This is a genomic window from Flavobacterium sp. GL_143 (assembly GCF_057834355.1).
In genome coordinates this window covers 3,022,860-3,048,084 of the sequence record NZ_CM174401.1, presented here as the reverse complement: position 1 = coordinate 3,048,084, position 25,225 = coordinate 3,022,860, and the positions used below count along the sequence as shown (strand labels likewise).

The 25,225-nt window shown below is 30.1% G+C and carries 18 protein-coding genes; 6 read left to right on the top strand and 12 right to left on the bottom strand.

The annotated features are described in order from the left end of the window. Positions 1-386 precede the first annotated feature (386 nt). Positions 387-3,491, top strand: coding sequence for a DUF6493 family protein (locus AC3IPI_RS13185; RefSeq protein WP_489153210.1), 3,105 nt, complete (start codon positions 387-389; stop codon positions 3,489-3,491). A gap of 6 nt (positions 3,492-3,497) precedes the next feature. Beyond that, complete coding sequence (locus AC3IPI_RS13180) at positions 3,498-4,826, top strand: hypothetical protein (protein WP_039113968.1); 1,329 nt, start codon at positions 3,498-3,500, stop codon at positions 4,824-4,826. 204 nt (positions 4,827-5,030) lie between these two features. Here the strand turns inward: AC3IPI_RS13180 and AC3IPI_RS13175 are convergent, their stop codons facing one another. The 6 genes from AC3IPI_RS13175 to AC3IPI_RS13150 form a co-directional block, all read right to left on the bottom strand. Then, positions 5,031-6,500: a tyrosinase family protein gene (locus tag AC3IPI_RS13175; RefSeq protein ID WP_489153208.1), complete on the bottom strand. Its 1,470-nt coding sequence runs from the start codon at positions 6,498-6,500 to the stop codon at positions 5,031-5,033. Between the two features lie 41 nt (positions 6,501-6,541). Further along, complete coding sequence (locus AC3IPI_RS13170) at positions 6,542-6,967, bottom strand: hypothetical protein (RefSeq protein ID WP_039113998.1); 426 nt, start codon at positions 6,965-6,967, stop codon at positions 6,542-6,544. 18 nt (positions 6,968-6,985) lie between these two features. Next, positions 6,986-7,927: a multicopper oxidase domain-containing protein gene (locus AC3IPI_RS13165; RefSeq protein WP_489153205.1), complete on the bottom strand. Its 942-nt coding sequence runs from the start codon at positions 7,925-7,927 to the stop codon at positions 6,986-6,988. Between the two features lie 203 nt (positions 7,928-8,130). Beyond that, positions 8,131-8,253, bottom strand: a complete 123-nt coding sequence (locus AC3IPI_RS13160; RefSeq protein WP_489153203.1) for a hypothetical protein — start codon at positions 8,251-8,253, stop codon at positions 8,131-8,133. Then, the gene (locus AC3IPI_RS13155; RefSeq protein ID WP_489153201.1) at positions 8,243-9,997 is read right to left on the bottom strand and encodes a DUF4403 family protein; all 1,755 of its coding nucleotides are present in this window, start codon (positions 9,995-9,997) and stop codon (positions 8,243-8,245) included. The genes AC3IPI_RS13160 and AC3IPI_RS13155 overlap by 11 nt, the downstream gene beginning before the upstream one ends. A 48-nt stretch (positions 9,998-10,045) precedes the next feature. Further along, complete coding sequence (locus tag AC3IPI_RS13150) at positions 10,046-11,323, bottom strand: hypothetical protein (protein WP_323490683.1); 1,278 nt, start codon at positions 11,321-11,323, stop codon at positions 10,046-10,048. A 223-nt stretch (positions 11,324-11,546) separates the two neighbouring features. On the opposite strand from AC3IPI_RS13150, the gene AC3IPI_RS13145 reads away from it, so the two are divergent. The 4 genes from AC3IPI_RS13145 (at position 11,547) to AC3IPI_RS13130 (ending at position 14,810) form a co-directional block, all read left to right on the top strand. Further along, complete coding sequence (locus AC3IPI_RS13145) at positions 11,547-12,176, top strand: response regulator transcription factor (RefSeq protein ID WP_489153198.1); 630 nt, start codon at positions 11,547-11,549, stop codon at positions 12,174-12,176. Positions 12,177-12,182: 6 nt separating this feature from the next. After that, complete coding sequence (locus tag AC3IPI_RS13140; protein ID WP_489153196.1) at positions 12,183-12,839, top strand: hypothetical protein; 657 nt, start codon at positions 12,183-12,185, stop codon at positions 12,837-12,839. A 633-nt stretch (positions 12,840-13,472) separates the two neighbouring features. Next, on the top strand, positions 13,473-14,270 hold the full coding sequence (locus AC3IPI_RS13135; protein ID WP_489153194.1) for a sensor histidine kinase: 798 nt from the start codon (positions 13,473-13,475) through the stop codon (positions 14,268-14,270). A 138-nt stretch (positions 14,271-14,408) separates the two neighbouring features. Beyond that, the gene (locus tag AC3IPI_RS13130; RefSeq protein WP_489153192.1) at positions 14,409-14,810 is read left to right on the top strand and encodes a helix-turn-helix domain-containing protein; all 402 of its coding nucleotides are present in this window, start codon (positions 14,409-14,411) and stop codon (positions 14,808-14,810) included. A gap of 174 nt (positions 14,811-14,984) precedes the next feature. On the opposite strand, the gene AC3IPI_RS13125 is transcribed toward AC3IPI_RS13130, so the two are convergent. From AC3IPI_RS13125 to AC3IPI_RS13100, 6 genes are all read right to left on the bottom strand, one after another. After that, positions 14,985-18,788 carry an nSTAND3 domain-containing NTPase gene (locus AC3IPI_RS13125; protein WP_489153190.1) on the bottom strand — a complete coding sequence of 1,268 codons (3,804 nt, stop codon included), beginning with the start codon at positions 18,786-18,788 and terminating at the stop codon, positions 14,985-14,987. A gap of 401 nt (positions 18,789-19,189) precedes the next feature. Further along, positions 19,190-20,338 carry a hypothetical protein gene (locus AC3IPI_RS13120; protein ID WP_489153188.1) on the bottom strand — a complete coding sequence of 383 codons (1,149 nt, stop codon included), beginning with the start codon at positions 20,336-20,338 and terminating at the stop codon, positions 19,190-19,192. Positions 20,339-20,484: 146 nt separating this feature from the next. Further along, positions 20,485-21,294 carry a TatD family hydrolase gene (locus AC3IPI_RS13115; RefSeq protein ID WP_489153186.1) on the bottom strand — a complete coding sequence of 270 codons (810 nt, stop codon included), beginning with the start codon at positions 21,292-21,294 and terminating at the stop codon, positions 20,485-20,487. Positions 21,295-21,847: 553 nt separating this feature from the next. Next, on the bottom strand, positions 21,848-22,747 hold the full coding sequence (locus tag AC3IPI_RS13110) for a phosphatase domain-containing protein (RefSeq protein WP_489153184.1): 900 nt from the start codon (positions 22,745-22,747) through the stop codon (positions 21,848-21,850). Between the two features lie 4 nt (positions 22,748-22,751). Next, a complete protein-coding gene (locus AC3IPI_RS13105) occupies positions 22,752-23,936 on the bottom strand; it encodes a DNA ligase-like domain-containing protein (RefSeq protein WP_489153182.1) in 1,185 nt (394 codons plus the stop codon). 3 nt (positions 23,937-23,939) lie between these two features. Next, entirely contained in the window at positions 23,940-25,217 is a 1,278-nt protein-coding gene (locus AC3IPI_RS13100) for a class I SAM-dependent methyltransferase (RefSeq protein WP_489153180.1), read from the bottom strand. Positions 25,218-25,225 lie beyond the last annotated feature (8 nt).

Sequence of the window (25,225 nt, the reverse complement as noted above, 5' to 3'; positions counted from 1 at the left end):
ATATGTAGATTTTTTATTTTCATTTCGAGGGCAAATGTAGGTCTTTTATTAATATAATTATATTTTAACACATAGAAACATAGTTTTCAAAGTGTAAAAAAGACGTTTCACTCAAAATAAAGCGCATAGAACTATGCGGAAAAACCATGATTTTCTAAAAAATATCTTAAGTTTTAAATTTAAATCTATGTTTCTATGTGTTAAATATTACGCTAGGAATTACATTAAACGAATCATATCTATATAATTAGTCCTGAAATAATTATCATTCAGCTAACAATTTTAACCAAAATTTTCATTTAAAAACACCCTTTATGCTTTATTAATTTTATATTTTTGAGAGTATACAAATACAAGAATCTATAAATACAAGTCAATAAAATAGCATGAAAAAACACCTAAAATACATAGATGGAAATTCCGATAAGTTTTGGCAAATAGAAGTTACAGGATTTGAATTTGCAGTAACTTATGGTAAAAACGGAACTTCCGGAACATCCCAAACAAAGAGCTTTGCTACAGATGAGGAATGCCTGAGAGTTGCAAAAAAATTATTGGAAGAAAAAATAAAAAAGGGATATTCAGAAAATGGTGACGTTACTGTAGCTCCAAAACCAAAAACGGCTAAAAGCTCCAATTCTGATGAAGTTTTACAGGAATACGACAATATTATAAAATCTAAAAACATTGATTTAGTATTGCCTTTTTTAAAGGAAAAATCAAAAGGTTATATTGAAGCTCTAAAAAAACATATCAAGAAAAATAGAAGGTTTTGGACACAATATGTAGATTTATCTAAAGAACCAGAATATCTCAAGAAAAATAAAACCAATAACAGTTGGGGATCTTCTTGGGGAACTCGCGGAGATCAAAAACAAAAAGAAATCATTACACTAAGCGCCATCGCATTATTCGATAAAGCAGATATTAATTCCTGGGATGAGGCTTTAAATTTACTTGACGAAATAGACGAAAAAAAACAAGTTTTGGATGTTTTGTTATGGGCAAAACCAAATTGGTTGGGAGCTTTTATTTTGGATAAAATAAAAAAACAAGACTGGGTTGGTTTCAATTATCATACGCTACGTAAACTAGAGGAACACGATTTATTGTCATTTAATCCTGAATTATACGCTTTAACTCTGGCGGCGACTAATGAATGGCGCTCAAAGATGAAGTCTCGAAAATTCATCGAAAATTCATTAAATGACAAATTAACCTATCAAAGGGATATTCCGGAGTTGTTTAATTATGAAACAACTCTTCATAATAATTTCTTTAGAGATAATGATACTCAAAAACATGATGAATTCCAGACATGGGCAGTTATTTATAAATCTTTATTAGACGATAAAAAGATGGATCGCGCGTTTTTTATCGAAAATGCTATCCTGATTCAAACCAAAGAATGGAACAATAACCTGAAATCTTTTTTCAGAAAAAGAATAGAAGAATTTAATGTAACCGCTGATGAACTTATTATCCATCAGGAGAATATATTCTCTTATTTGCATAATGCCTATCCTCCTATAACAAGTTACGGAATTGAGCTTGTTAAAAAAATGTATGAGCATCCGAAATTTAAAACAAAATCTTTTTTTGAATGGCTTGAACCTTTAATGATGCGTAGTGATTGCAAAGCTGCCATAAAAAGTGTGTTGCCTATTTTGGAAAAATTAAATAAATCGAATCCTAAATTAAACAAAAACATAACTTCGATTATTGCCGATGTTTTTGTAATCTCAGATTTGGCTTTACAAGAACGAGCGAGTAAGATAATTGTAAAAATTGCAACCGAAAAAGATGCAGTTCTTAAAGAAAAATTATCTTCTTACACTACTTTGATGCAAGGCAATATTAAATCGGGATTGAGTAAATTTATTGATGATGATGCATTAGTTATTGATGATTCAGTACTTGAAGAATATACATTTAATCCTAAAAAAGAAGATGTACTTATCGAGGAAGTTCAGCTTCCTAATGATTGGAATGATATCGTATTTCAGTTTGGGAACTTCATCGGATCTGAAGAAGTTCTGGACACCGAAATTCTATTGAACGTATATATCACGCAAAGGGATTTATTCCCAGCTGATTATTCGGCACAATTGCAACCATACTTTAAACAACTACAAAAAAGCTATTTTGAAAGTGTAAACAAAGATTTTGTGAAAACCTTTTTGATGGAAAAAATTTTAAACATCGAAAGCAAATTCAATGGTAAGCATAAACATTATTCCAAAATAAATACGCTGTTATTAATGCAATCCTTGCTCATTAAAGTACAGCAAAAAATAAACGAGAACTCTGCTTTACCTCTAATTTCTTTTCCTAGTCATAAACCGTATTGGGTTGCTCCAAAGGTTTTATTAGAAAGAGTTATTGCATACCAAAATACAAATGAAGAAATTGATTTACTGGATTTAAGTATTGCTATTTCGCGAATGCCAAGAGAAAATATCGAAAGCGCCATTCCTTTATTAGATAAAGTAGAAGGAGAACTGAAACAGTTACTATCCTTTTGTTTGGGAGTAAGCGAAAAATTAAACTTAAGTTCCGAATCTCTTTTTTCAAAGGTATTGGCAACAATGGGAAAAACGACCAAAGAAACGGGATTTTTATCTCTTTGGGCTGTAGCTGCAAGAACTTTTTATCCTAATGAATCTTTTACCGAATTTGAAAATACCTATCTAAAAGATGTTCCGTTTGTAGCCGCTCCATTTGTACCTGAAGTTAGATTTAAAGAAAAGTGGAACGAATGGACTAATTATCAAACCAAAGAAAAAGAAAGAACGCCATCTTGGTACGAACTACGTTTCGATTTACCTAATTACTCAAAAATTCCGAATTATTTACTGTACAGTCTGGATATATATCAGCGACCAAATAGTTGGGATTATTTACTCAATTCGGCTGGGAATACTTATTATTGGCATAGCCTAACGCCACAAAATGGAGATGCTCTCGCCATAACATTATTGCATAATTGTGGAACAGGAGATGGTGCAAAACCAGATTTAAAAGGTTTTCTGGATATTATAAATCGTCCTGAGTTTCAATTTTCGGATACTACATTGCTTTTATATGCTTGCAGTTTCTTTCAGGAAAAGAAAGATATCCGATTAATGGCTTCTGAAGTTTTGATTAATTTGGTCGAAAAACAAGCTATAGATATGGAATTATTTGCTCAGAAACTGGCGTTCCTCGCATCTGGAAAATATGGTGTATTCTTGCGATTGGTAGATGGATTAATTGCTATAAAAGATGTTTCGCCATTGCATAACGATGCTTTATTGAAGTTGTTTAATTCCTTTTTTGAGAATCTCGATCTAAAAGATAAGTTACCTACAAACTTCAAGAAAATAATTGAGAATTATCTTGATGTTTTAACCAAAACAAACCAAAAGCCATCATCTAAAGCAATTGTTTTCTTTGAGCAATGGAAAGATAATGCTTCGCTTAAATCATTGATTAAGCAAATTTTAAAATAAAGAAAAATGACAGATTTAGAATATAATTATAAAGGAATTTCGACTTACAGTAAAACCAAAGGAATCAATAATTTGGTTTTGGCACATCAAACCGAAATTGAAGAAGTTAATAATATACCGTGTTTCTTTTGGGGAAGTTTGACTGATCCTTATGTTACCGCAAAATGCTGGAGTACAATTGCCAAAGTAGTTCGTTCTAGTTTTGGTCCAGTTCCGCCAAGTCTTCGTGATCCTATTGTATCGGCAGGAGCAGAACGATTGCGTTTTGAAGGTTTCTCGTCCTGCAATGGAGTTTATGTAAGACTAGATATGAAACCCGAAGCTATAGATGGAGAGTTTATTGCCAACGGAACTACCAATGTCGACTTTAATGATCCGATGCTGAATGCGCTGAACGCCATCCAAAAAAACGAAAAAGTCACTCTTGCCGTTGGTCAGCAAGAAGTACAGGTTATTACTACCAAAGCAAAAGTTACCGAAAAGAAAGTAACCTTACCTATGCGATGGATAAAAGGCTTAACAAGTGTACAGCTTTATCTTGCCGATATGGATGTAAAATATGAATTGAATAAAATCCAGACAATTCAGTTATTCCAAAGTTTACCAAAAGGAAGTGTAAAAGGAGATTTTTTTATTACCAAAAGAGCAGGAAAATTTATGTTCTCGACTCTGGCTACAAATGATAGTGTACGAATTGGCGGAGTACAACGACTACGATTATTAGAAGGTATTCTGGCTATTGTAGATAAAATATACATCTATGAATCCTCAGATAAACAAACTTGTGCGATAGTTTCCGAATTTGGAAAAATGCAGTTATTAATGGCATTTTCTCCTGATTCTTACCGCGGATTTTCGGGTGAGGGAAATGTATTAGAAACCATGACCGAAAACTTACCGATAGAATGGGTTTATGGTTTAAATAGTTTGCTAAAATCGAATGAAACTTTTGACCCAACTATGCTTTCTATCGAAAATGATATCGATTTTGGTACTATGGACAATCTTACTTCTAATTTATCGTCGATGGGATTATTGGGTTATGATTTAAGCGAAAAAGCGCATTTTTACCGACGTCTTCCTTTTAAAACCGAGCGTATTCTATCTTTAAATCCAAGGCTAAAAAATGCCAAAAAATTAATTGATAATGAGGATATCGAAATTGTAGAACGCAGAGCCGATTATATCGAAGCCAAAGTAAAAGGTTCGGGCGTAATACACAAAGTAATTATCGAAGGAGCTAACCAAAGATGCACCTGCGATTGGTTTACTGCATATCAAGGCAAAAGAGGAATTTGCAAACACATTTTGGGTGTAAAAATGACTATTTCTTAAGAAATTAGATTTTACTCTTATAAAAAAATCGCCCTGATAAAACTACCGTTTGGACACAAATATTAGTAAACAATTTTAAACACGAATTTCACGAATTTGTACAAATCTTAATAGATTGATTTAATTAGTGAAATTCGTGTTTGTTTTGTACTTGTGTCCATACGATAGCTGATTCGGGCGATTTTTTATTTTTTAGCTTCTGTCTTAGTTTGCTTTTACTACACTAATTTTTTCTAGTGTTACTTTAGCATCTCCGCCTCCACTCTTTTTTATAATAACTTCAAAATCTTTATCAGAATCTAATAAATTGTCTGAAATATAATAGGCGAAATTAAGTTTTATCCCGCTTTCTGCTGTCGCATGATTCTTATTCATTCCGTGATCATGAGCAACTCCAAAGAAAGTCATTGTCCCAACATATATATCCGGCTTTCCGGCATAACGAAGATAAACGGTGTAATAATCTTTAGGTTCTTTGTAAACTACTACATCCAGATTTAATAGTATCTTAGAATTAATACTTTTAAAAGCTTTATTTGTGCTTTTTGCCAATGTACTAGTTACTTTCTGAGTAAAACCAGTTGACTCAAGTACTTTACCTACTTTCTGTTCCCAAATAACTTCTTCTTTAGCATCCTGAAATGCTATTTTAGTCTTTGCTTTTGTCTCATTTGCCGCTACAACCGGAGTTTTAGATCCATAAAGCAAATTATCATATTTATAATCCAGATTAAAAACGATATCGTAAACTTCCTTCATCGTATAGGTAATGCGATCTCCATTGGGAGCTATAAACTCATAAGGCCAAGAATTAGCTTCTAACTGTTCTAATGTAGGACGCTGACCATATTCTGAAACATCCCAAGATTCCCAAACGCGATCGACCATACTATGATGTAGCCAAAAAACTGGATCAAACCCTGCTGATTCTACATTTGCCATTAAACCTGAAGTATTTGTCTGGAATATTTCATTATAATAGGTTTCACTATTAGGTATTGCATATACCCCTCCTATAAGATTGTGCATATAACCATGCGGAGCACGTTCCATATTTTTACTAAATCCGCCCGTTCCGCTAAAAGAAGGATTTTTTTGTAATTCCGCAAGTGCCAATTGAATATCCTTAAGCTGATTAGGAAGTATTGGTTTACCATTGTTAAGAATAGTATACCTTGCTTTTGCATACAAAGAAGTCGATGGATCTCTTACTTCTTCCGCCAGAATGTTATCTACCGTTTGTGTACTTCCGTAATTCCAATATGGGAGCGCAAAATCAGCTTTTCCGGATAATTCGCGAACAATTTTTTCTAAATACCAAATGTACATTCTATGCCATAACAGAAAATTTAAAGCAGCACTTTCAGATCCATTATGTGTGCAATCTGCCCATGCCCATAATTTATTTTCAATAGTTTGATACTCTGGGCAAAGTTTGTTTTTTCCATTAATTGTATCTGGAACATTATGTATCGCTCCCTGATAATACCAGGAAACACCTTTCTCACAACCCATTTCCCTCATTTTTTTGAAGGCTACATTCATTGCTTCAAGATTTGCTTTTCCATTGGGCGTATTAACATTCCAACGCGTATATTTCGCATTGGCTTTGCTCTGACCATAGGATAAACCTGTAATCAGGATAATTAAAAATAAGTTAGTAATTTTTTTCATTTTATTAGATTTAGGGTTAATTATTCAATTGTTTATTTACATTAAAGTACTTCGACTTCAAAAGTTAAAATCTTAGAATAGGCAGGATTTGCTTTGTCATAAATTTTAAATTTCACAGTCCCATTTCCTATTTTGTTCACTGGAATTACATGAATAGCAATAAATCCTTGCTGATCTGGGTTTAGCTTACTAAAAACCGATCCTTTTGGTATTCCTATCTGGCAAGCTCCATGCTGACACATCGAGCAATCCCATTCTTTAGGAAATGTATTAGAGACGGTTTCCCAAACAAGGAAAATGGGTTTATTAGAAATATTTTCGACTTTAATTTTTGAAACATCTAATCGTTTATTTTTCAATAAACTTTCCTTATTTATTGCATTACCAACCACAGAAAAAGTGGGTTTGTTTTGCGCAAACGTGAAGGAAAAAGAAAGAAGAATAAGATAGCAGCATATTTTTTTCATAACTAGCTTTTTTAAATTTTAATAGAAAACTGGAACAGTAGCCTTGTAATATTCCTTATTAGAAATCGGATCTATAAAATGATACATAATAGATTCCTTCTCCCCTACGTTTTCCAATGAAGTCAGTAATTCAAGACATTCACCCGGCTGAAGCTGTACTTTATATCCATCAGAAAACACCTTTACATTAGTCTCATTTCCATATGCTAACTGAAGTTTTGTATTGGCTGGAAACACTATTTCATGAAGGTATAATCCAGCATTAACCAAACGAAGGAGTACTGGTTCTTTTTTATGTGTTATCGATTGTAATCCTTTATTTTTAAGAACTGTTTCACCATTAATAAAAAAGTAATTAGGCTTATAAATGGGAAGAATTATTGGCTTATTTGTATAATCGTATTCCGTTCCCATAATGGCATCAGTATGCCATTTCGTATCTATTTCGTAACTGCACCAGAGTACTTCGCTCGATGGTTTAACCGCTGCGACATCATTCTCTTTTGGGCGTATAACTATAACTCCAAACATTCCTGCCTGAAGATTAAAAGGGTAATTCTCGGGACTATAATAAAGATAAGTTCCTGCTTTTTTAGCCAGAAAAGAATAAAAACCATGTTCCATATGATGAACAGCTTCTTTTATCTTCATTATTTCATTTTCCTTATTCCGTTGCAAGAATTCAATTTCCTTACAATACAAAGAGACAGGATTTCCTTGAGAAATATTCCAAAAATCAATATTTACACTATCCCCTACCTTCACATCAATATAAGATCCTGGTAAAGTAACTTGCCCCGAAAGCGAGTTTGCAAAGCCAAAGGTTCTTATTTTTAAATTGCTGTTAATAGTCAATTTCCCCGTTGTTCTCCCAATAATTAATCTTTCATCTTGAGAAAACAAAAATGTACTAACGAACAAAAAAGAAAATACTAATATGATTTTATTCCGTCTTTCCATTTCTAAACTCAAATTAGTACCTAACATCAATTATTTGATATTATAATCAAATTTAGAGCTATTTGAAAGTAAAAAACAGCGTATAAACACCTGATTTTGTAGTTAAAATCAAGTTAATTCAAACTACATTTAGGAAAGAAAAAGAGGGATTTAGATTCTTTATTATAAAACAAAATCGCCCTGATATTGGGCAATTTTTGTTTTTATTTGTACAGATCTTCTCGAATCTCGATTAAGGTTTGAATTACTTTTTCTTCATCTGGTTTTTCAGGTAAAGTTGATGTTCTATAATGATTTTCGATAGAAATAATTAAATTATCTGTCATTTCTGGTAAAATCACCATGTTCCTTTTTACTTTTTAAAAATATATCAAACCTAGAAGTAAATTCTGCTATTATGGCTATTTCTTCTTTATCTAATATGATGTCGCTAATTCCGAAATCAATATCATCAATAGAAAATCCAATATCATCATGTTGGAATGAATTGCTTTTTTCAAGTAATTTTTTCTTAATGCCCGCAATGCTATCGGTCAAATCCCGTGTAGTTTGTTTTTTAATCTCATTAATAATTAAAGGCTTGAAGAGTGTTGATATAGTGGGATAAAATTTATTATCCACCGTCATACTAAAATCCAGGTCCTGGAGTTCAAATTTCTTATTACCCGTCATAACTGGTTTACCTGTTAAATAAACCCATCCTGACACTGGTAACAGGTTACCTGGCAGTTTAGCTTTTAGCTTAACTCCTACAACAATTTCGTCTCCATTTGGATAAAAGGTCATTTCAATTAACTTTAGTTTGGCTTTCTGTTTAAGAATAATATCTGGTTTTAAAACCACATCATTATCTTTTAAATATTGATTAGCAGCATGTTCAATATCATTATATTTAATAACTAATGGAAGAAAAGCCTTAACTTCACTTATTGCTTCAGTCTGTTCTTCTAATAAAGGAAGTGAACTTGTCGTGTTGACAATATTATCATTAAAACTAATGTTTCCTTTTATTCCAACATATAAAGCTAAAGTATCTTTATAAACTTTTAGACCAGACAGCGCTACTTTTGAAGGATTTATATTCAATTGATATTGTTTACCATTTGCGAGTGCTGGTAGGCTAACTCCATAGTATTTCCATCTTTCTTTAACAATGTCTTTAAACATATCACATTTAACTTGTTGACTTACAAGATTACTTACATCTTTTTCAATTTCTTTTAAATATTTATCTGTCAATCCAGTCAAGGAGATATAAACATTATCCATAATCTCAATCTGCGGATTTGATATCCAGGAATGTGTTACATTTAATCCAATCTTGGGGCACCAATCTGGTGTAATGGAAAAACTTGTATTGACGAAAAATTGAATTTCTCCGTCAAAATTCTTTTTATTTAAAGTTAAAGTCTTAGGTACACTCCCTTGTAGACCTACGTTTCCTTTGAACGAAATAGGAATAGATATCCTTAAGGTATTATCATCAACATACGATAGTGTTATTTTTTCTTGTTCCTTCAGTTTCAAATCAACATCATATTTATAACCTATTGCTACTGCTGGGCCTTTTGTTTCTATCCACTCATTTGGATGATACAAAGGATTATTTGTCTCTATCCATTCGTTTGGATTATACAATGGATCTTTGGTTTTAAACCACTCATTTGGGTGATAGAAAGGACATCTAAATTTGACTCCAAATTTCTTTTGCCATTTATGTGGATGATATAGAGGATCTTTTGTCTTAAACCATTCATTTGGATGATATAAAGGATTTTTAGTTTTTATTAACTTATTCGGATTATAAAGCGGATCTTCTATTTTTATCCAGGATCTATATTGAAATGTGCCTTCATCAGAATTGCTGTATCCGTTTTTTAATGCATCGTTTAATTTGCTCTCCAAACTGGATAAATCAACCTTTAAAGCAAGTGCAAAACTACTTTCATAGCTAGGTAATTCTACATCCTCAGATAAACGCTCAGGTTTTTTTGTTATCTCGTCATAACTTTTGCAACTTGAAAATGTAATTGCAATTACAAGTATTGGATAAATAAATGTTGTTTTCATAAAATTGATTTTAATGATTAGAAATTGGTAAAGATTATTTACCAGTACTTAATTTTCTTCGATTCCTTTATCCAAACTTATTTTCTTAACTTTAGATAAATTGTATGTTATCCCGAAAAAACTACCGAATTTGAACTGGCTTTGTGTAGGTATAGTTCCAGAATCTCCCAAGTTATAGGAACTACCAACTTGATAATCATCTGCAATTCGATCTACTTTTCCCATAGAAACACCTGCTGAAAAAATAATACGTTCCTGTTTTCCTAATATAGCTCCAACACCTAAAAGCACTTGCAGCTTTTCATCTTGAGTTATTACCGCACCAAAATTAAGAGTTGGGACAATCCAGGAATTCATGCGGATATACGTATTTATAGTAGAGCCAAAAGCCATATCATAATCTCCACTATTCTTTAAAGTGATGATTTTATTACCCGCAGTTGCAGGATCGTCTCTTTTATCATACTCTTCATCATAAAGTGACGTAAAAAATATTCCGGCACTGACATCTATTTTTAGACCACCTTTAATCCAGATATTGTATGGTGTTGATGCGAAACTAAGATCTTCGCTTTTCGTTTCTTTATCAAAACGGCGTAGTTTAAATTCTAAAGCATCAATGTTTTTACCTTGAAGATCGATGGGAAAAGTGTAAATATCTAAATTGATGCTGTATAATTTCTGTATAACTGATTCGATATTTTTTTCAGATTTCTTTTTGGTTTCAAGTAAGTTTTTTTGTGTATCTGAGTAACTAGGAGTATCATCTTCAATATTTTGCAAATTCTTTAATAAACTGTAACTCTTGCTTAATTGTATTTTTGAAGTATTTAGGAATTCTTTCCTTTTGATATTGTAATCATCTTCAACAAGCTTACTTTTTTGTATTAAAATTTCATAAAATCTTTCTAATTCAAAGTTTAAACTATCGATACTTTGATTCAAATTTTCATTTTCTTTGATAATTCTTTTTATAGAATCATTCAGAAAAATGCCTCCTGTAATTTCGCTCTTTGCCCCTTTTTTTGTTTTGTCAATGAGGCTATCTAGTGTTTTTTTTTCATTAAAAAAAGAAACCTCTTTCGTGTCAATTTTATAAGAGTGCTTTAAAGGATTCCAATTTATTAATCTAATAGAGACTACATCTCTAGATCTTACAGAAAGCCATTTACTGTTATCTAAAGCGGTAAATAATGAATCTGTATAAATTGTAATACTTTTTTTGTGTGGCTTACCTAAATCGACTTCTATAATTTTGGTAGTGACCTGACCATAGCCTATTATTCCGAAGAATAAAAAGCAAAGGATAAATAATGTTGTTTTCATGATTCGGAGTGTTTTTAGTTATGCTTCAAATATATTTAGATAACAGTATACCAATCAATTACCCTTTAGGGTGATATTTTTATTTTATTACTTTCTTATGTTTTTTTTGTAAGTTTATTAGATATTTACATTTGTCTTTCCATGTTAATTTCAAATATCACCCGAATGGGTAATTGCGCACAATGGACTTATATCCCAACTTTGTAAAAGAAAATGTAACGCCATGAAAATAAGAGTAGCCATAGTAGAAGATGATAAAAATTACAATCAAGCATTGAAAAACATTATCGATTTTCAGGAAGACATGGAGTGTGTAGCTCAATTTTTTAATGGTAAAAATGCTTTGCAAAAATTAGAAGCCTCAGAGCCAGACGTGGTTTTAATGGACATACAATTGCAGGATTTATCAGGTATCGATATTGTTTTTAAACTAACAGAATTAATGCCAGGTACCACTTTCGTAATGTGTACCAGTTTTGAAAATGACGAAAAAATCTTTTCAGCCTTGCGTGCTGGCGCAAGTGGTTATCTTGTAAAAGGAGATCCTTTGGCTAAAATTATCCAGGCCATTCAGGAAGCACATAAAGGAGGTGCCCCAATGAGTTTTACCATTGCAAAGCGTGTTTTACAACATTTTCAGGAAACAAAAGTACAAGTACAAAGTTTAGCATTACTTACTGTAACCGAAAAAGAGGTTCTTGAATTGCTAGCACAAGGGCTTCTCTATAAAGAAATTGCTGACAGAAAAAATGTCACGATTGATACTATCAAAAAACACATTGGTAATATCTATAGAAAGTTACAAGTAAGTAATAAAATTGAAGCAATTAATAAATTTAACCACAAAAACTAAGAAATCATGGAATTAGAAAAATTACAAGAAAAAGGAATAAACCAAAAAGACTTTTTTATAAAAAAAATTGACAAAAAGATTGAGGATCTTTTTGTTGAAAGATACCGAAATCTAGGCACTAATATTAGTGGATTAACTGAAAGTTTCTTTATAAAGCTGGAAGTATTTAAAAAGTTACTTAAAGATAATCAAAGCAAAAAATATTGCAAGTTTTATTACATTCATAAAGATACTCATTTGAATATCGGCATATGTTTCTCTGATAACGACCAATGTGTTATTATAGAAAAGGAAGATAAATTATTTGACTTATTTGGTGAAACTATAGAGGATGGAAATTTCATAAAAATGAAAAATGATTTTGAGAATGACTTAGGAGGTAAATTATCTCCTCACACTAATGGCATTAAAGACATTTTGACTTTTTACACTTTAGACCAGATTGATTATTATATAACGGAAATGGAGAAATCATACCCAACTATTTATGGCTTAAAATTTAATATGTGGCAATATTGTCCAACTAATATAGATCCTGAACTTGCAGAAGAATTTACAAAAAGAAACAATAGAATTTCTTTCTGCGTTCATGCATTATTTAACAAGAAAAACAACTTATATAGTGAAGGTGCTGGTTATGATTTAGGAAATCTAAGACCTTAAATGAATAATATTTATGAAATAATATTATTTATCACACTATTAAAATCAATGGTTTTGGTTCGAAAATTTAATCTTTCTAGCCAAAACTATTTATTTATTTATCTCCTTGTTACTTTTCTTGTAGAATTATTTTCAGAGGTAATTATTTTATTAGAAAAAAAATGGAGTTTTCAATATACTTTATATTGTATATTCTGCATACTGTTTTTTTGGTTTTATTATTCCAGACAATTCAATAGAAATTTAAAAAAGAAAGTCAATTTACTGTCTGTTATTCTTATGATTTCTATTTTGATATTCCCTAACTTTTTGGGAGAAAGCTTAAATTCAAAATTAATTAGTGTTTTACCCTTTTTTTATATTTTGTACAGTATGTTATGGTTTTACCAAAAAATAGCTTTTCCATCCAAAGACAAAATTACAGACGACCCTAATTTTTGGATTTCATCTGCCTTACTTTTCTGGAGTTGTTTCTTTATTTTTAGAGAAATTCCAAGAGATTTTTTTAATAAGACAGATAAAGATTTTTTAAATTTATTATGGCAATTCTTATATTTTATTAGTAGTATTATGTATATCTTATTTTTTAAGGGCTTAATGAAATATGAAGCAATAAGCAAAAGATCTAAATAAATGAACGAACTACCACACGAAATAAAACTTACCTACATTATTGCCATTATCATAATGCTGTTATTTGTGTGCTTTATAATTATGATGGTGTTTATTTACAATAAAAAGCAATTGATTCAACAGCAAGAAGATCAAATAAAAGAAAGTGAATTCAAAAATCAATTATTACAAAAAGAATTAGAACGCCAAAAAGCTATTCAATTAGAAAGAGAACGCATTTCGCAAGATATGCATGATGATTTGGGTGCCGGAATTTCGGCTATAAAACTTCAAGCTGAGTTTTTAAAGTATAAAATGCCAGAGGAAAGTTATTCGGAAGATTTAGAAGCAATCATAAATACTTCTGAAGATATGAATTTGGCCATGCGAGAAATCCTTTGGAGTTTGAATTCTCAAAATGATACTATCGACAATTTTATAGAATACGTTAGTTTGTATGTCAAACGCTTTTTGGATAAAACCTCCATTAATTTACAATTGGATTTGAAGATTCTTGAAAAAGAAACAGATTTATCTGTAAAAGCAAGACGAAACCTCTTTTTAGTAGTTAAAGAAGCGGTTCATAATGTTTATAAACACAGTCAGGCAAAGAACATCCATATACAATTTGAGCAAACCGATTCTTCTTTTAAAATTACCGTCATTGATGATGGTATTGGATTATCAGATACTACCCTAAAAGGAAATGGTTTGACCAATATGTCTTTACGAATGGAAGCTATAAATGGAACTTTTCAGATCGTTCCTGTACAAAAAGGTTCCCATTTGTTGTTTGTTTATCCATTAATACAACATTAAAATTAATGAAATCTAAACAAACCTAGTTCTTGATTATTCAATTAAAACAAGAAAAAGCATATATTTACGCTTTAGAAAAAAACAATCGTGTATTTTACCGATTACTATTTTTTGAAGAATTTTAAATACCTTTGAATTATGAGCACAGCAACTAAACCAAAACATATTGGCAGAAATATAAGCCGAATAAGAGAGCTTCGAGGGATGAAACAAGAAGCACTTGCAGAAGCAATTGGCGTAAGCCAACAATCTGTTTCCGGAATTGAATCAAGCGAAATTGTTGATGAAGTAAAACTTATAGAAATTGCAAAAGCACTTGGTGTTACTGTAGAAGCTATTGAAAACTTTACAGAAGAATCAGTTTTTAATTTCTTTAATAATTTTTACGATAATAGTACTAATACTGGCGCTCAAGGAAATACAACTAATAATCATTGTAATTTCAATCCTCTTGATAAAGTTGTTGAGCTTTATGAACGTTTGGTTCTGGCGGAAAAAGAAAAGGTGGAGTATTTAGAGAAGTTACTAAAAGGAAAATAATATTTTCTTTTTCTCTATATAATTGAAAAGCGCAAATTTTTAAGGTTTGCGCTTTTTTGTTTTTATTGAAATTGTTCCAACGAAGTTCGGATACTTCGGAGAACGGTACCTTGATATCAGGACACTTTTGTTATACTAAATACAAACTAATATTGATCATACAAAAAAACTACATTAGCCAATCCAATCTTCTATCTTTACTTCTTTAAAATATTTTTCTTTTAGTTCTTTCTTTTTAGTTTCTCCTACATGATCTATTTCATTAGGAATAGAAAGTAACCGACTTTTAATTTCATTTTTCAATTCTTTATTTTCATCAACTACGTTTTCAATTGCAATATATGAAAGGAAAAATCTAAAACTTTTATTTTCTTCTGTCAATGTTTCTAAAAGGTCAATCTGTCTTTTTTCAATTAGCATTTTCATTACAATATCTGGAAAAAGACATCTATACAAATCCTTTAAAATTAGATCTTTACCTAAAATTTTTATAATATCAAGCTTTTGAGATGTTTGCTGCAAAGTTTCAATCTCGTTAGCAATAATTTTAATAAAAACTTCATATTCATCTCTCTCTTTATAACTGTAGATAAGACCATTTATAATTTTTTTTGTTCCATTGATATAAATTGAACCTCTTGAAATATTATAAATAACAAGATATGTTAAGTAATTAAGATTTTTTGAATTCAAGCATATTTTTTGCCACAACAAAAAATTATCCGATCGAGTTCCAAATATATTGTATCTAATAAATTCCTTCACACATATGTCAAAAAATGGTTCTACTTGATAAAATAATATATAATTGATTATCTTCTTCCAAAAATCAGAAAGAGAACTTGGTCTTAAATATTCAAGTTCATAAGGTTGAGAATAAATAATTTTCAAACAATCATTAATTAATTGTGCAGGCAATATTTCAAGTACTTTTACAGGTTTTAATGAATAAAGATTAATATCACCTACTATTTTAACTTCAATCTCTTTTGGAATTTCATATTGTACCAAAACAGTAGCTCTAATCCATCTTAAATCTTTTCTATTTGAATCTATTAAATTCAGAATTATATTCTTCTCATCAGTATTTAATTTATTCCAATATTTAATTGTTAATTTTAAATTGTATAAGCAGAAAATGGAATTATTATTTGACAATATCCTTTTAAATAATTCCTTTCTTATTTCAAAATTATTACCCGTAAATTCAAGCAATTCATCGCTAATCGCCATTTCATAGTCCGTTATCTCTATTTTATTTTGAATTCTCAATTCGATTCTATCTAACCATGTCTCAAATACTTTAATTCCATTGTTAAAAGTTAGATATTTCATAGAAGTTACCATCGTATCGTAATATCTCCCATCATTTAAAAAAATATTAACTGGTAAATTTTTAAAAAAAATAGGAAAAATTTCTGCCCAAATATTCCAGAGTTCGGTAACATCTCTTTTTGAGAACTCTCTCCAATTAATAGACTCTCCAGAATAATCTATTGAAAAATTTGTAATTAAATTATTTGCTCTAATAGCTATTTCTTGCTTAGAAAATAATTCTTTTAAAATATTAAAAATAAAATCTTTGATTTCACTAGAATGAATGTTCCAATTAAGAAAACTACCCCAAATTCCATAGAAAACTACTGTTGGATGATTATCATTAAAAATTTTTTCAATTAAAAAAATTTCATCTTTATTTATTTTCGATAAAAAAAATAATTTTGCAACATGTTTTCGTATGAACACTTCTTCATGGTATAAAAGTGAATTAATTAAATTAGCATTAAACTTATTATAAATTCGACCTTGAGCAACTAATTTATAATAATTAACAAAGCGCCAAACGTCATACAGTTTTACATCGACATTATTTAAAATTTTACTTTCAATTTCTTCTATTTCTTTTTCAGATATTTTATGTCCAAAATAATGTTCGGCGTCATCTCTTTTACAAAGAAATGGAATCTCTTTATTATACCATCTTATTGAACTTGAATCAGTATTTCCACGATTAATAATATTAATGATTTTTTCTTTTTCTTTATCATTATCAATATCATCAATTATACTTATTAAATTAATTGAAGAAAAATCTTCAACTGCTGGAAAAATTGACCTATTTGACAAAAACATTAATTCTCTAATATTCTGTCTAAAGTTTAAATTTATTCTATTATAAACTAACACCAACTGTTTACACGAAAATAAAGAAGAAGTTGGATTAATACAAATAATTGATTTTTTTAAATATTCTATATTTAATTTCTGTTCTTCAAAACTCTTTCTAAAAAACAAGTTTTTCCCTACTTCATAGTAATTAGGGTGAGAAAAAAAATATTTATTACTATCATATTTTAAAAAACCTCTTTCTTCAAAATATGCTATACTTTCTTTAAATCTTTTTTTAATTTTATTCGTTTTAGCATATTTGGGAAATTTAGTTTCATAGTTAAGAACTTCATAAAACTTAGTTTTTTTGAATATTGAATATTGATTATCATCATCTGATAAAATAAAACCTAAATCCTCAATATTAACTCCAATACTGTTATTACAACATATTGACATAATCCCCAAAATTTTTGACTGTTCTAAATTATCTTTTAATAAATTATTTGAAATATCATTAGCATTATGTCGAGCAATACTTATTAATTCAGTTAACGATCTAGAATTTAATTTATCTGAATCATATCTTGACAAATAATTTAACTGACCTACTTGAATTTTATGCTCTGTTTCTTCTCTAATATATTCACTAACTTTTTCGACTATTAGTTTATTAACCTTTTGAGCTTCTGAAAATTTTACCCAAAAATTCAGTATCAATTTATTATCATCTTCTGTTAAGTTAATTATGTTTTCATGTATTTTTTCAGAAAAAGCCTCGTCTAAAATCTCAATTTTACTTGTAATAATTAATTTATGGTTTAATGCTAATTTTTTTGATAAGTCGATTATTTTGTTTTTAATATCATTTGATTCACTCTTTGGTTTTATGTGACCAAAAGGATCTTCAAAAATTAAAATTTTATCTTCCTCCCTATTCTGATTAAAAAAATTTTCAATTTGGAAAAACTCGCTCGAAACCGATACCGAATTGTATCCTATATCTATAAAATCATTTGCTATCTTTTTAGCTAATTCTGTTTTACCACATTGTGATATTCCAGTTAGTAATAACAAATTTGAATTATTTAAAATCTCTAAAGATTGAACTTCTTCTTTTCTCGATATATAATTTTCAGTTACAGCATATCTATTAACCTTTGATTTGAAAATTAAGTTCTTTAAAGTCGGAATAATGTCTTCTTTTGAATCTCTACCTTTTTTTACAATTTCAAGTAGTTTTAGATACAAATTTTCTGAAAGCGACTGTGGTATTGAAAATTTTTTATTTAAACAATTTAAGATTTCATTATCTACCTTTTCTTCTCCTATTTTTTCCCAAATCAAGGTATTATTTACTAAAACTTCAATGTCTGATTTATTCAATTTATTTGATATCTCCTCACAAAAAGCTTTTCTTTTGATATCTAATTTAGTATCCTTAAATTTTATTCCTTTTAGCTCATTTTTAAATTTCAAAATATCTTGTACAGAAATACTGTTACTATTGGAATCAATTACAGGAAATTCTTTTAAAAACATTAAAGCTTCATCATTACATCTTGAACGAGTAACAAATAAACATTTTGTCTTTTTCTCTTTAACTCTTAATAATAAATTATTACTGCTACTTCTTTCCTGAAAATGAGATAGCCATTCAATAATCTTTGAAAAACCAATATTATTTCTTTCTCTTTTAATTTGTATCTCAATAGAATTACGATTTTCATCTACGAAAGTAATATCTTCACTTCCAATTTTTTCGACGTATAATTTTGATTTAAAATCATTACAATGTAAAAGCGCGAACAAAACCGTCACTTTATATTGATATTCATAACCTTTAACACCTTCAGTTGCTACACTCATTTACTTAAATTTAAAAAGAAAAAAACTTATCATTATCTATTATGTAAGTATAAATTAACAAATAAAAAACCTTAAATCATCATACTAAATGCGTTTAAACCCACTTTAAAAAATATTTTTCTTATATCGTCTTAAATTACCTCCTGCTTCAGTTTAAGGTTCTAAAATTGATCATAATGAATGTGGCTTTAGTCGAAAATGACAAGTTTGGGATTATTTTGTGTAAAAACTAAAGTTACTACTTACACTCTTGGTTTTATTTTATTCTATGCTGAAAATTTCTAAATTTTATCCTCTGTCCCTTTGCTTCTTCGCGCCTCAGTTCCTTCTGTTCCTCTGTCCCTTCTATTTCTTTGCTCCTTTGCATCTCTGTTCCTTTGTCACTTTGCAACTTTGCAACTTTATTCCTCATCAACTTCTATTGGCTTTTTATTGCGTGTTACAATTTCCCAATTCTCTTTTTGATAGGGGTTATCTATTTTATCAATTTGAACTAAAAACCTTAATTCTCCTTTGCGGTCCTCGTCCTTATCAATTAAAACTCTAAATCCGTATCCTTTTATTTTTTCGATATATTCGTTGTCTAAAGGATTGTTTTGATAATAATTTATTGCAACATTAATTTCTTTTGAAAACTGCGTATTCTTACCTAAAAATTCTAATAATTGTAAAGCAGTTTCTTTTTTAAATTCAGTATTATCTATTTTATCTGGTTCTACTTTATAAAACGTATTAAACTCTAATATTAAATTATCACAACCTCCTACACTTGCATTAATTAGAGTATCATTCTTTTTATATATTTCTTCGATAGTTTCGGTATAATTATGCATTTCGATACTTCTGGTACGTTTTTCTACTCCCGGAATAGCATTAAAAATAGTTTTCGATTTTAATTTTGCCAATTTGCAACTTGACAAATACGATTCTTCATATAGATTACCATTCTTGTATATAAATGATAATGAAGTCGATTTTAAATCTTCTACCGAACTAGAATATGTTCTGAAATTTTGTGTAACCTTAATTTTAAATTTATTTCCAACAAAATTTGCTTCATCAATTATATTGTATGAAAAAGGTGCATATCCCAGAATACTATGGGATTCTTTCTCCTTAATTTCATCTTTCATAATATAGAAAACAAAATCTTGATTTGTGTTTGCATTTCCTCCCAACATTCCTTCAGATGATCTGTTAACTACATAATCAATTATTCCGTCATTATTAAAATCTCCTTTTTCAAAAATTGAAAATGAAACTGTATAAGGATCCCCATCATTTACAAACGAAACATAATAAGGCGATTCGGATATTTGCATCTCCTTGTATTTTTGTTCGCCAATTTCTACGTTTATAAGCCTTTTTAAAAATTTACTTTCTATTTCGGTCGGAATTACTTTTTCCTCTTCTGGTTCTACAGTCGAAATGGTGTCTTTAATACTCTTTTTATGTACTGCTTTTACTTCTTTTTTACACGAAAATGCTAAGACGATAAATATTAGAAGAATTATTTTATTACTTTGAAAGTATACTGATTTACAAGTCATTAACGAATCTGTTTTTTATTTGTTAAAATATTTAAATTTAATTGATTTTTTGGCAATTATTATTTGCAACACAGTTTCAAATTAACAAATAAAAAACCACAAACTCACATGATAAATTTGCGAATTTGTGGTTAAAACTAATTAAATTATAATTCTAAATCCCAAAAAAAGTTTTTAGCATTCCTAGTAGTTTCTTCTGCAACTATAATTCCCGAAATTCCTTTAAACTGTGCAACTGTTGCTGCAACAAAAGGAAGAAAAGCAGGTTCGCAACGGCGTTCGTGGTATTTTTTCAAGAGAGAAACAGGTGTGTTTTTTGGCAGCATAAATGGCGCATCGGTTTCTATCATCATTCTATCCAGCGGAACGTATTGCATCACTTCTTTTAAATGATTAAAACGTTTACTGTCTGATATTGCTCCTGTAAAACCAAGATACAATCCGTTATCGAGATAGGTTTTGGCTTCTTGCAAACTCCCTGTAAAACAATGTACCACTGCTTTTGGTAATTGTGGTAAATACTCTTTTGTTATACCCATAAATCGAGTAAAAGCTGCTCTTTCATGTAAAAACAAAGGTTTCTGAACCTCAATCGCCAATTCTAATTGGGCTTTATAGCATAATTCCTGTACATTTCTTGGCGAAAAATCACGGTCAAAATCGAGTCCGCACTCGCCTACCGAAACAACATGTTTCTGCTTTAGTAAATTTCTTAGCCTTGAAATGCTTTGTGCATCAAAACTCTTCGCATCATGCGGGTGAATTCCTGCTGTAGAATATAATATTCCTGGATATTCTTTTGCTATTTCAGCCGAAGCTTCACTATTTTTTACGCTTGTGCCTGTAAGTATCATTTGCGATACATCGGCATCTAATCCATTTTGTACGACATCGTCTATGTCGTTATGGAATTGTTTATTGGTTAAATTAATTCCGATATCTATATATGTATTCATTTTTTTTTAAGTTGTAAAGATTCTAAGAAACTAAGGTTCTGAGTTTTTAGTTCTTTGAGTCTTTCTATTATTATTTTTGTTTTTTGTCATGTAGGCACTAAGTTTTTTTCTTTAGTTTATTTTAATCTCGCAAAGCCGCGGAATCGCAGAGTTTTTATTTTTGCCACAGATTAATAAGATTAAAAGGATTTTAAAAATCCGTAGAATCTGCAAAATCTGCGTGAAATAATTCTTTGCGTGCTTCGCGTAAATCTTAGCGAACTTTGTGGTTAAATGTCTTTGAACCTTTGAACCTTTAAAAAACCAACTATTTTCCCATACTAAACTACCGCGACTTATTAGCTGCGCAGGAAGGATTTGAACCTCCGTCTGTTGATTGTTTTTTATTTATTTTGCTACAAAATTTATTTGTTTCGCTTTGTATCTCATGTTGTGTTAGACGCACTGCTGTGCGTCTCTACACAGCTACACAGGAAGAACTTGAACTTTTTGGATTGTCATTTATCGACAGAGCGAAACCTCTACACCTTTGCCTCTTTGAACCTTTGCACCTTTAAAAATCCCCATAATATACCTGGAAGCATGGTAATTTCAGGTCGTTTCTCCAGGTATCTACTACTTGGTTTCTATCATCGAGAGCAAACTCTACAAAGTATTTATCTTTGATAAAATCATTATAGATTTCGGTTTTTATGATAGAATCTTTTCGGCTATCCTGACTTTTTCGCATGATTAAATCATCGAATTCTATTGCATGTTTTTCAAGGAAACGCAACGTCGGTTCTTTGTATCTATCTTCTCTTCCTGAAACTAACAATATTTTATAACCCAGTTTCTTATAATTCCTCAACACGTTTGCAACTGGTTCATTTAATAAATCCTGATCACACTTACTTGCATCAAAAGGATTTCTCCCGTTCATCAATGCCAATGTTCCATCTAGATCACAGATAATTGCTTTTGGTAATTCTGGATTTTGGATTGCGTATTCCAAATTTTTGCTCACTTTCTTTATCGGTTTAAAATCAAACTTCTCTTTAGTTTTTTGTAATTGATGGTACATGTTTTCAATCACCTTTTTTGGTACTTTTCGTTCTCTTTTATCATTTCGAATCAAAAGTTCTGCTAATGGCAAATCAAATACTTTGAATTCAATATTAGCCATTTCCGAGAAATCATTAATAGGTTGTTTGATGTATTCTAACTTTACGTTACAAGTATCCAGAATCACATTCCATCCATTTGAAAGCAAAGTTTTGATTTGTCCGTTAATAATTTTCGAAATCATACTTTCAACTGCGGGATCCATAACTTCCTGAAACTGCGAAAACCTGATTTCATCACGACTTACTCTCATCGTTTTAGGTTCAGTTCGCACTTTCCACTCGGCGAAAGTACTTTTTCCCGATGCTGGACAACCTGTAAGTATCGTTAATGTTGGTGTTTTTTTCATTTTATTATAATCTTGGATCTAATGTTTTTTCTATTTCTTCGTTGTTAATTCGCTTTAAAAGCAATAAACGCATCAGGTAATTTTCTTCTTCTAAATCTTTATACGGAATCTGAAGCATTTTCTGGTTGATTTCCCAACCATTTATTGATTGTTCTAACTTCTTCTTTACATTTCTTTTTTCTAAATAATGATCGAAATCCTGATGGAAATTCACTCCATAAATCATCGTTAGATAATTGTTGTTTCTGACTTTAAAACACGGTGGCAAATTTTTAATATAATTCTGAACCGGTTTAATCATGATGCCTTCTTCATTCTCTGTAGTCAATTTTTCAAAAAATGAATAAATCTCCTTTAGCTTTTCTTCTTTATTAGAACTGGTAATTTCTAAATATAAAAAAGCATCATCGTTTACCAATTCATAAGTTAAATTAGAGTTTGGTATTATTTCTTCTCCAAAACTACTAACCACTTTTAAAATAGTGAAAGGTTTAAAATGCAATTCAGCTTCATTTCCAAATGTATCAATTTGATTTTGAAATACTTTTAATGATTCTTCTTGTTTGGTTACATCTGGAATTTTTATAGTTGCCAAAGCTTCGTATTGACGCACAATATGCGATTTATGTTTGCTGCCAAATTCCTTTTTAGTAAGCTGTTTTTTATCTGAAATGTATTCGGTAAATAATTCAGATTCTCTTACATTTTTCAGCTTCTCAAGCAATCCTGAAGATTTCAAATACTCATTATGGGTTTTTAAAGCATCATAATATCCTGTAAATTCTTTCTCGATTAATCCAGCTCCCAAAACTTTCCAAGGCAATAATTCTGAGGCTATCAAAATGGTTTCGAAATCAGGAAAAGTAATGCTCATTTTCGCATGTAAATCCTTCAAACTATTTATTGCTTTTTCTACATCGATATGATCCATTTTAAAACCATTTCGGGAAACAAAATAAGTTTCTTCAAGGTTTCTTTTTAAATAGATTGTGCAATACGAACCCATGTATTTTTTCTGAACCACAAATTGAGTTACCCCTTTTTCCAAATAATAATTGACAGCTTCTTCAATGCTTTCTATTTCATTTTTTGTCTTGTTTTTTGGCGCCGGCGAAATGGTTGGCGAAAAATCGTTTATCTTATTTTTGCAAAACCACTCTATTCTGTTTCTTACTCTATAGTCTAACATCTTTTACTTTTTTTGAATGATTACTGCACTTGTTGGGTAAACTCCTCTTACACAATCTCCTACTCCGTAATAGGTTTTAGGATTTGGAAAAATCTCGTCAATCAACTTTACAAATTCAGCGTTTGAAAGTTCAAAATCATGATCATCGTGTCTGAATTCCTCTGTCAGTTCATAATTTACATTAAAATCTTTGTCTGGCGTTGTTACAAATAATTGAGTAAACTGTGTGTTATCAAGAATCCAGATTAGCAATGCTTTAGCTTCTTCAATTGAATTATGCTCAATTACTTCACTCAAAATAATCTGGCTTTCAAAACCTTTAAGTTCTTCTAAACTTTCGACCCAATGCAAGTTCTCTGCATTTTCTATCGCGCTGATTTTATCAGCAATATGTTTAAAATCTACTTCGTCATACGCATGATATTCTTTTGTAAATCCTTTTTTTAACAACATCTTAAAATATTGCAATTCACCACAACCAAAATCTAAAACAGGTTCGTCAAAATTGATTTTGCTACAAATAAATTCTTTTCTGGATTGATGTGTATCTGTAAAAACAAATTGAACTTTATTATCAAAATACGCTTCTAATTGTGGTTTGAATTTTTCGAACTGAACAGGAGAACGCATGATTCTTTTTATAAAAAGATAAAACACAAAATACGGAATGCCCGAAATATTGGTTAACATCGTGATATGCTTTTGAATAAAATGATCATCGATATACGTGTAAACTGCATATTTATTGGTAAAGTTCGAAAACAAAGCTACGAGCGAAAATTTCTGCAAAGATTCTCTAACGGTTTTACCTTCTATTTTTAATTCGAAATTATTACCAATTTTATGTTTTAATGAAATCCCATCAATGTATTTTGACAAAAGATAATTTCCGTTTTTATACCAACCCGAATCGATGAAAAAAGTAGCAACTTCAATAGTCCCTTTTTCAGAATCAACCTCATCGTAGTTTTTATTCAACCAGGAAATCGTTGTTTCACCTAAACTTGAATTTTCTTTATACAAATGATTAAAAAATTCGGTTGCCATATTCAAGGCTAATAACGGACTGCAATAACTCTGAAAATCAATTTGATTTCCTTCTTCTGGCAAATAACTATTTTTACCATCTAAAAAAACGCAATGATATTCATTCTTTGAAACAGCATTTCCTACTAATATCCCATTTTTTAATTCTTTTAAATAAAGACCCTGATCCGTATTTGGATTTTTGTAAAGGATATCTAAAAAGTATTTATTGTCTGATTTAAGTTTTATAATCATTGTGTTTA

Excerpts from the sequence above, each read along its gene's own strand:
- AC3IPI_RS13185 (WP_489153210.1), top strand. The coding sequence starts at position 387 with ATGAAAAAACACCTAAAATACATAGATGGAAATTCCGATAAGTTTTGG.
- AC3IPI_RS13180 (WP_039113968.1), top strand. The coding sequence starts at position 3,498 with ATGACAGATTTAGAATATAATTATAAAGGAATTTCGACTTACAGTAAA.
- AC3IPI_RS13175 (WP_489153208.1), bottom strand. The coding sequence starts at position 6,500 with ATGAAAAAAATTACTAACTTATTTTTAATTATCCTGATTACAGGTTTA.
- AC3IPI_RS13170 (WP_039113998.1), bottom strand. The coding sequence starts at position 6,967 with ATGAAAAAAATATGCTGCTATCTTATTCTTCTTTCTTTTTCCTTCACG.
- AC3IPI_RS13165 (WP_489153205.1), bottom strand. The coding sequence starts at position 7,927 with ATGGAAAGACGGAATAAAATCATATTAGTATTTTCTTTTTTGTTCGTT.
- AC3IPI_RS13160 (WP_489153203.1), bottom strand. The coding sequence starts at position 8,253 with ATGACAGATAATTTAATTATTTCTATCGAAAATCATTATAGAACATCA.
- AC3IPI_RS13155 (WP_489153201.1), bottom strand. The coding sequence starts at position 9,997 with ATGAAAACAACATTTATTTATCCAATACTTGTAATTGCAATTACATTT.
- AC3IPI_RS13150 (WP_323490683.1), bottom strand. The coding sequence starts at position 11,323 with ATGAAAACAACATTATTTATCCTTTGCTTTTTATTCTTCGGAATAATA.
- AC3IPI_RS13145 (WP_489153198.1), top strand. The coding sequence starts at position 11,547 with ATGAAAATAAGAGTAGCCATAGTAGAAGATGATAAAAATTACAATCAA.
- AC3IPI_RS13140 (WP_489153196.1), top strand. The coding sequence starts at position 12,183 with ATGGAATTAGAAAAATTACAAGAAAAAGGAATAAACCAAAAAGACTTT.
- AC3IPI_RS13135 (WP_489153194.1), top strand. The coding sequence starts at position 13,473 with ATGAACGAACTACCACACGAAATAAAACTTACCTACATTATTGCCATT.
- AC3IPI_RS13130 (WP_489153192.1), top strand. The coding sequence starts at position 14,409 with ATGAGCACAGCAACTAAACCAAAACATATTGGCAGAAATATAAGCCGA.
- AC3IPI_RS13125 (WP_489153190.1), bottom strand. The coding sequence starts at position 18,788 with ATGAGTGTAGCAACTGAAGGTGTTAAAGGTTATGAATATCAATATAAA.
- AC3IPI_RS13120 (WP_489153188.1), bottom strand. The coding sequence starts at position 20,338 with ATGACTTGTAAATCAGTATACTTTCAAAGTAATAAAATAATTCTTCTA.
- AC3IPI_RS13115 (WP_489153186.1), bottom strand. The coding sequence starts at position 21,294 with ATGAATACATATATAGATATCGGAATTAATTTAACCAATAAACAATTC.
- AC3IPI_RS13110 (WP_489153184.1), bottom strand. The coding sequence starts at position 22,747 with ATGAAAAAAACACCAACATTAACGATACTTACAGGTTGTCCAGCATCG.
- AC3IPI_RS13105 (WP_489153182.1), bottom strand. The coding sequence starts at position 23,936 with ATGTTAGACTATAGAGTAAGAAACAGAATAGAGTGGTTTTGCAAAAAT.
- AC3IPI_RS13100 (WP_489153180.1), bottom strand. The coding sequence starts at position 25,217 with ATGATTATAAAACTTAAATCAGACAATAAATACTTTTTAGATATCCTT.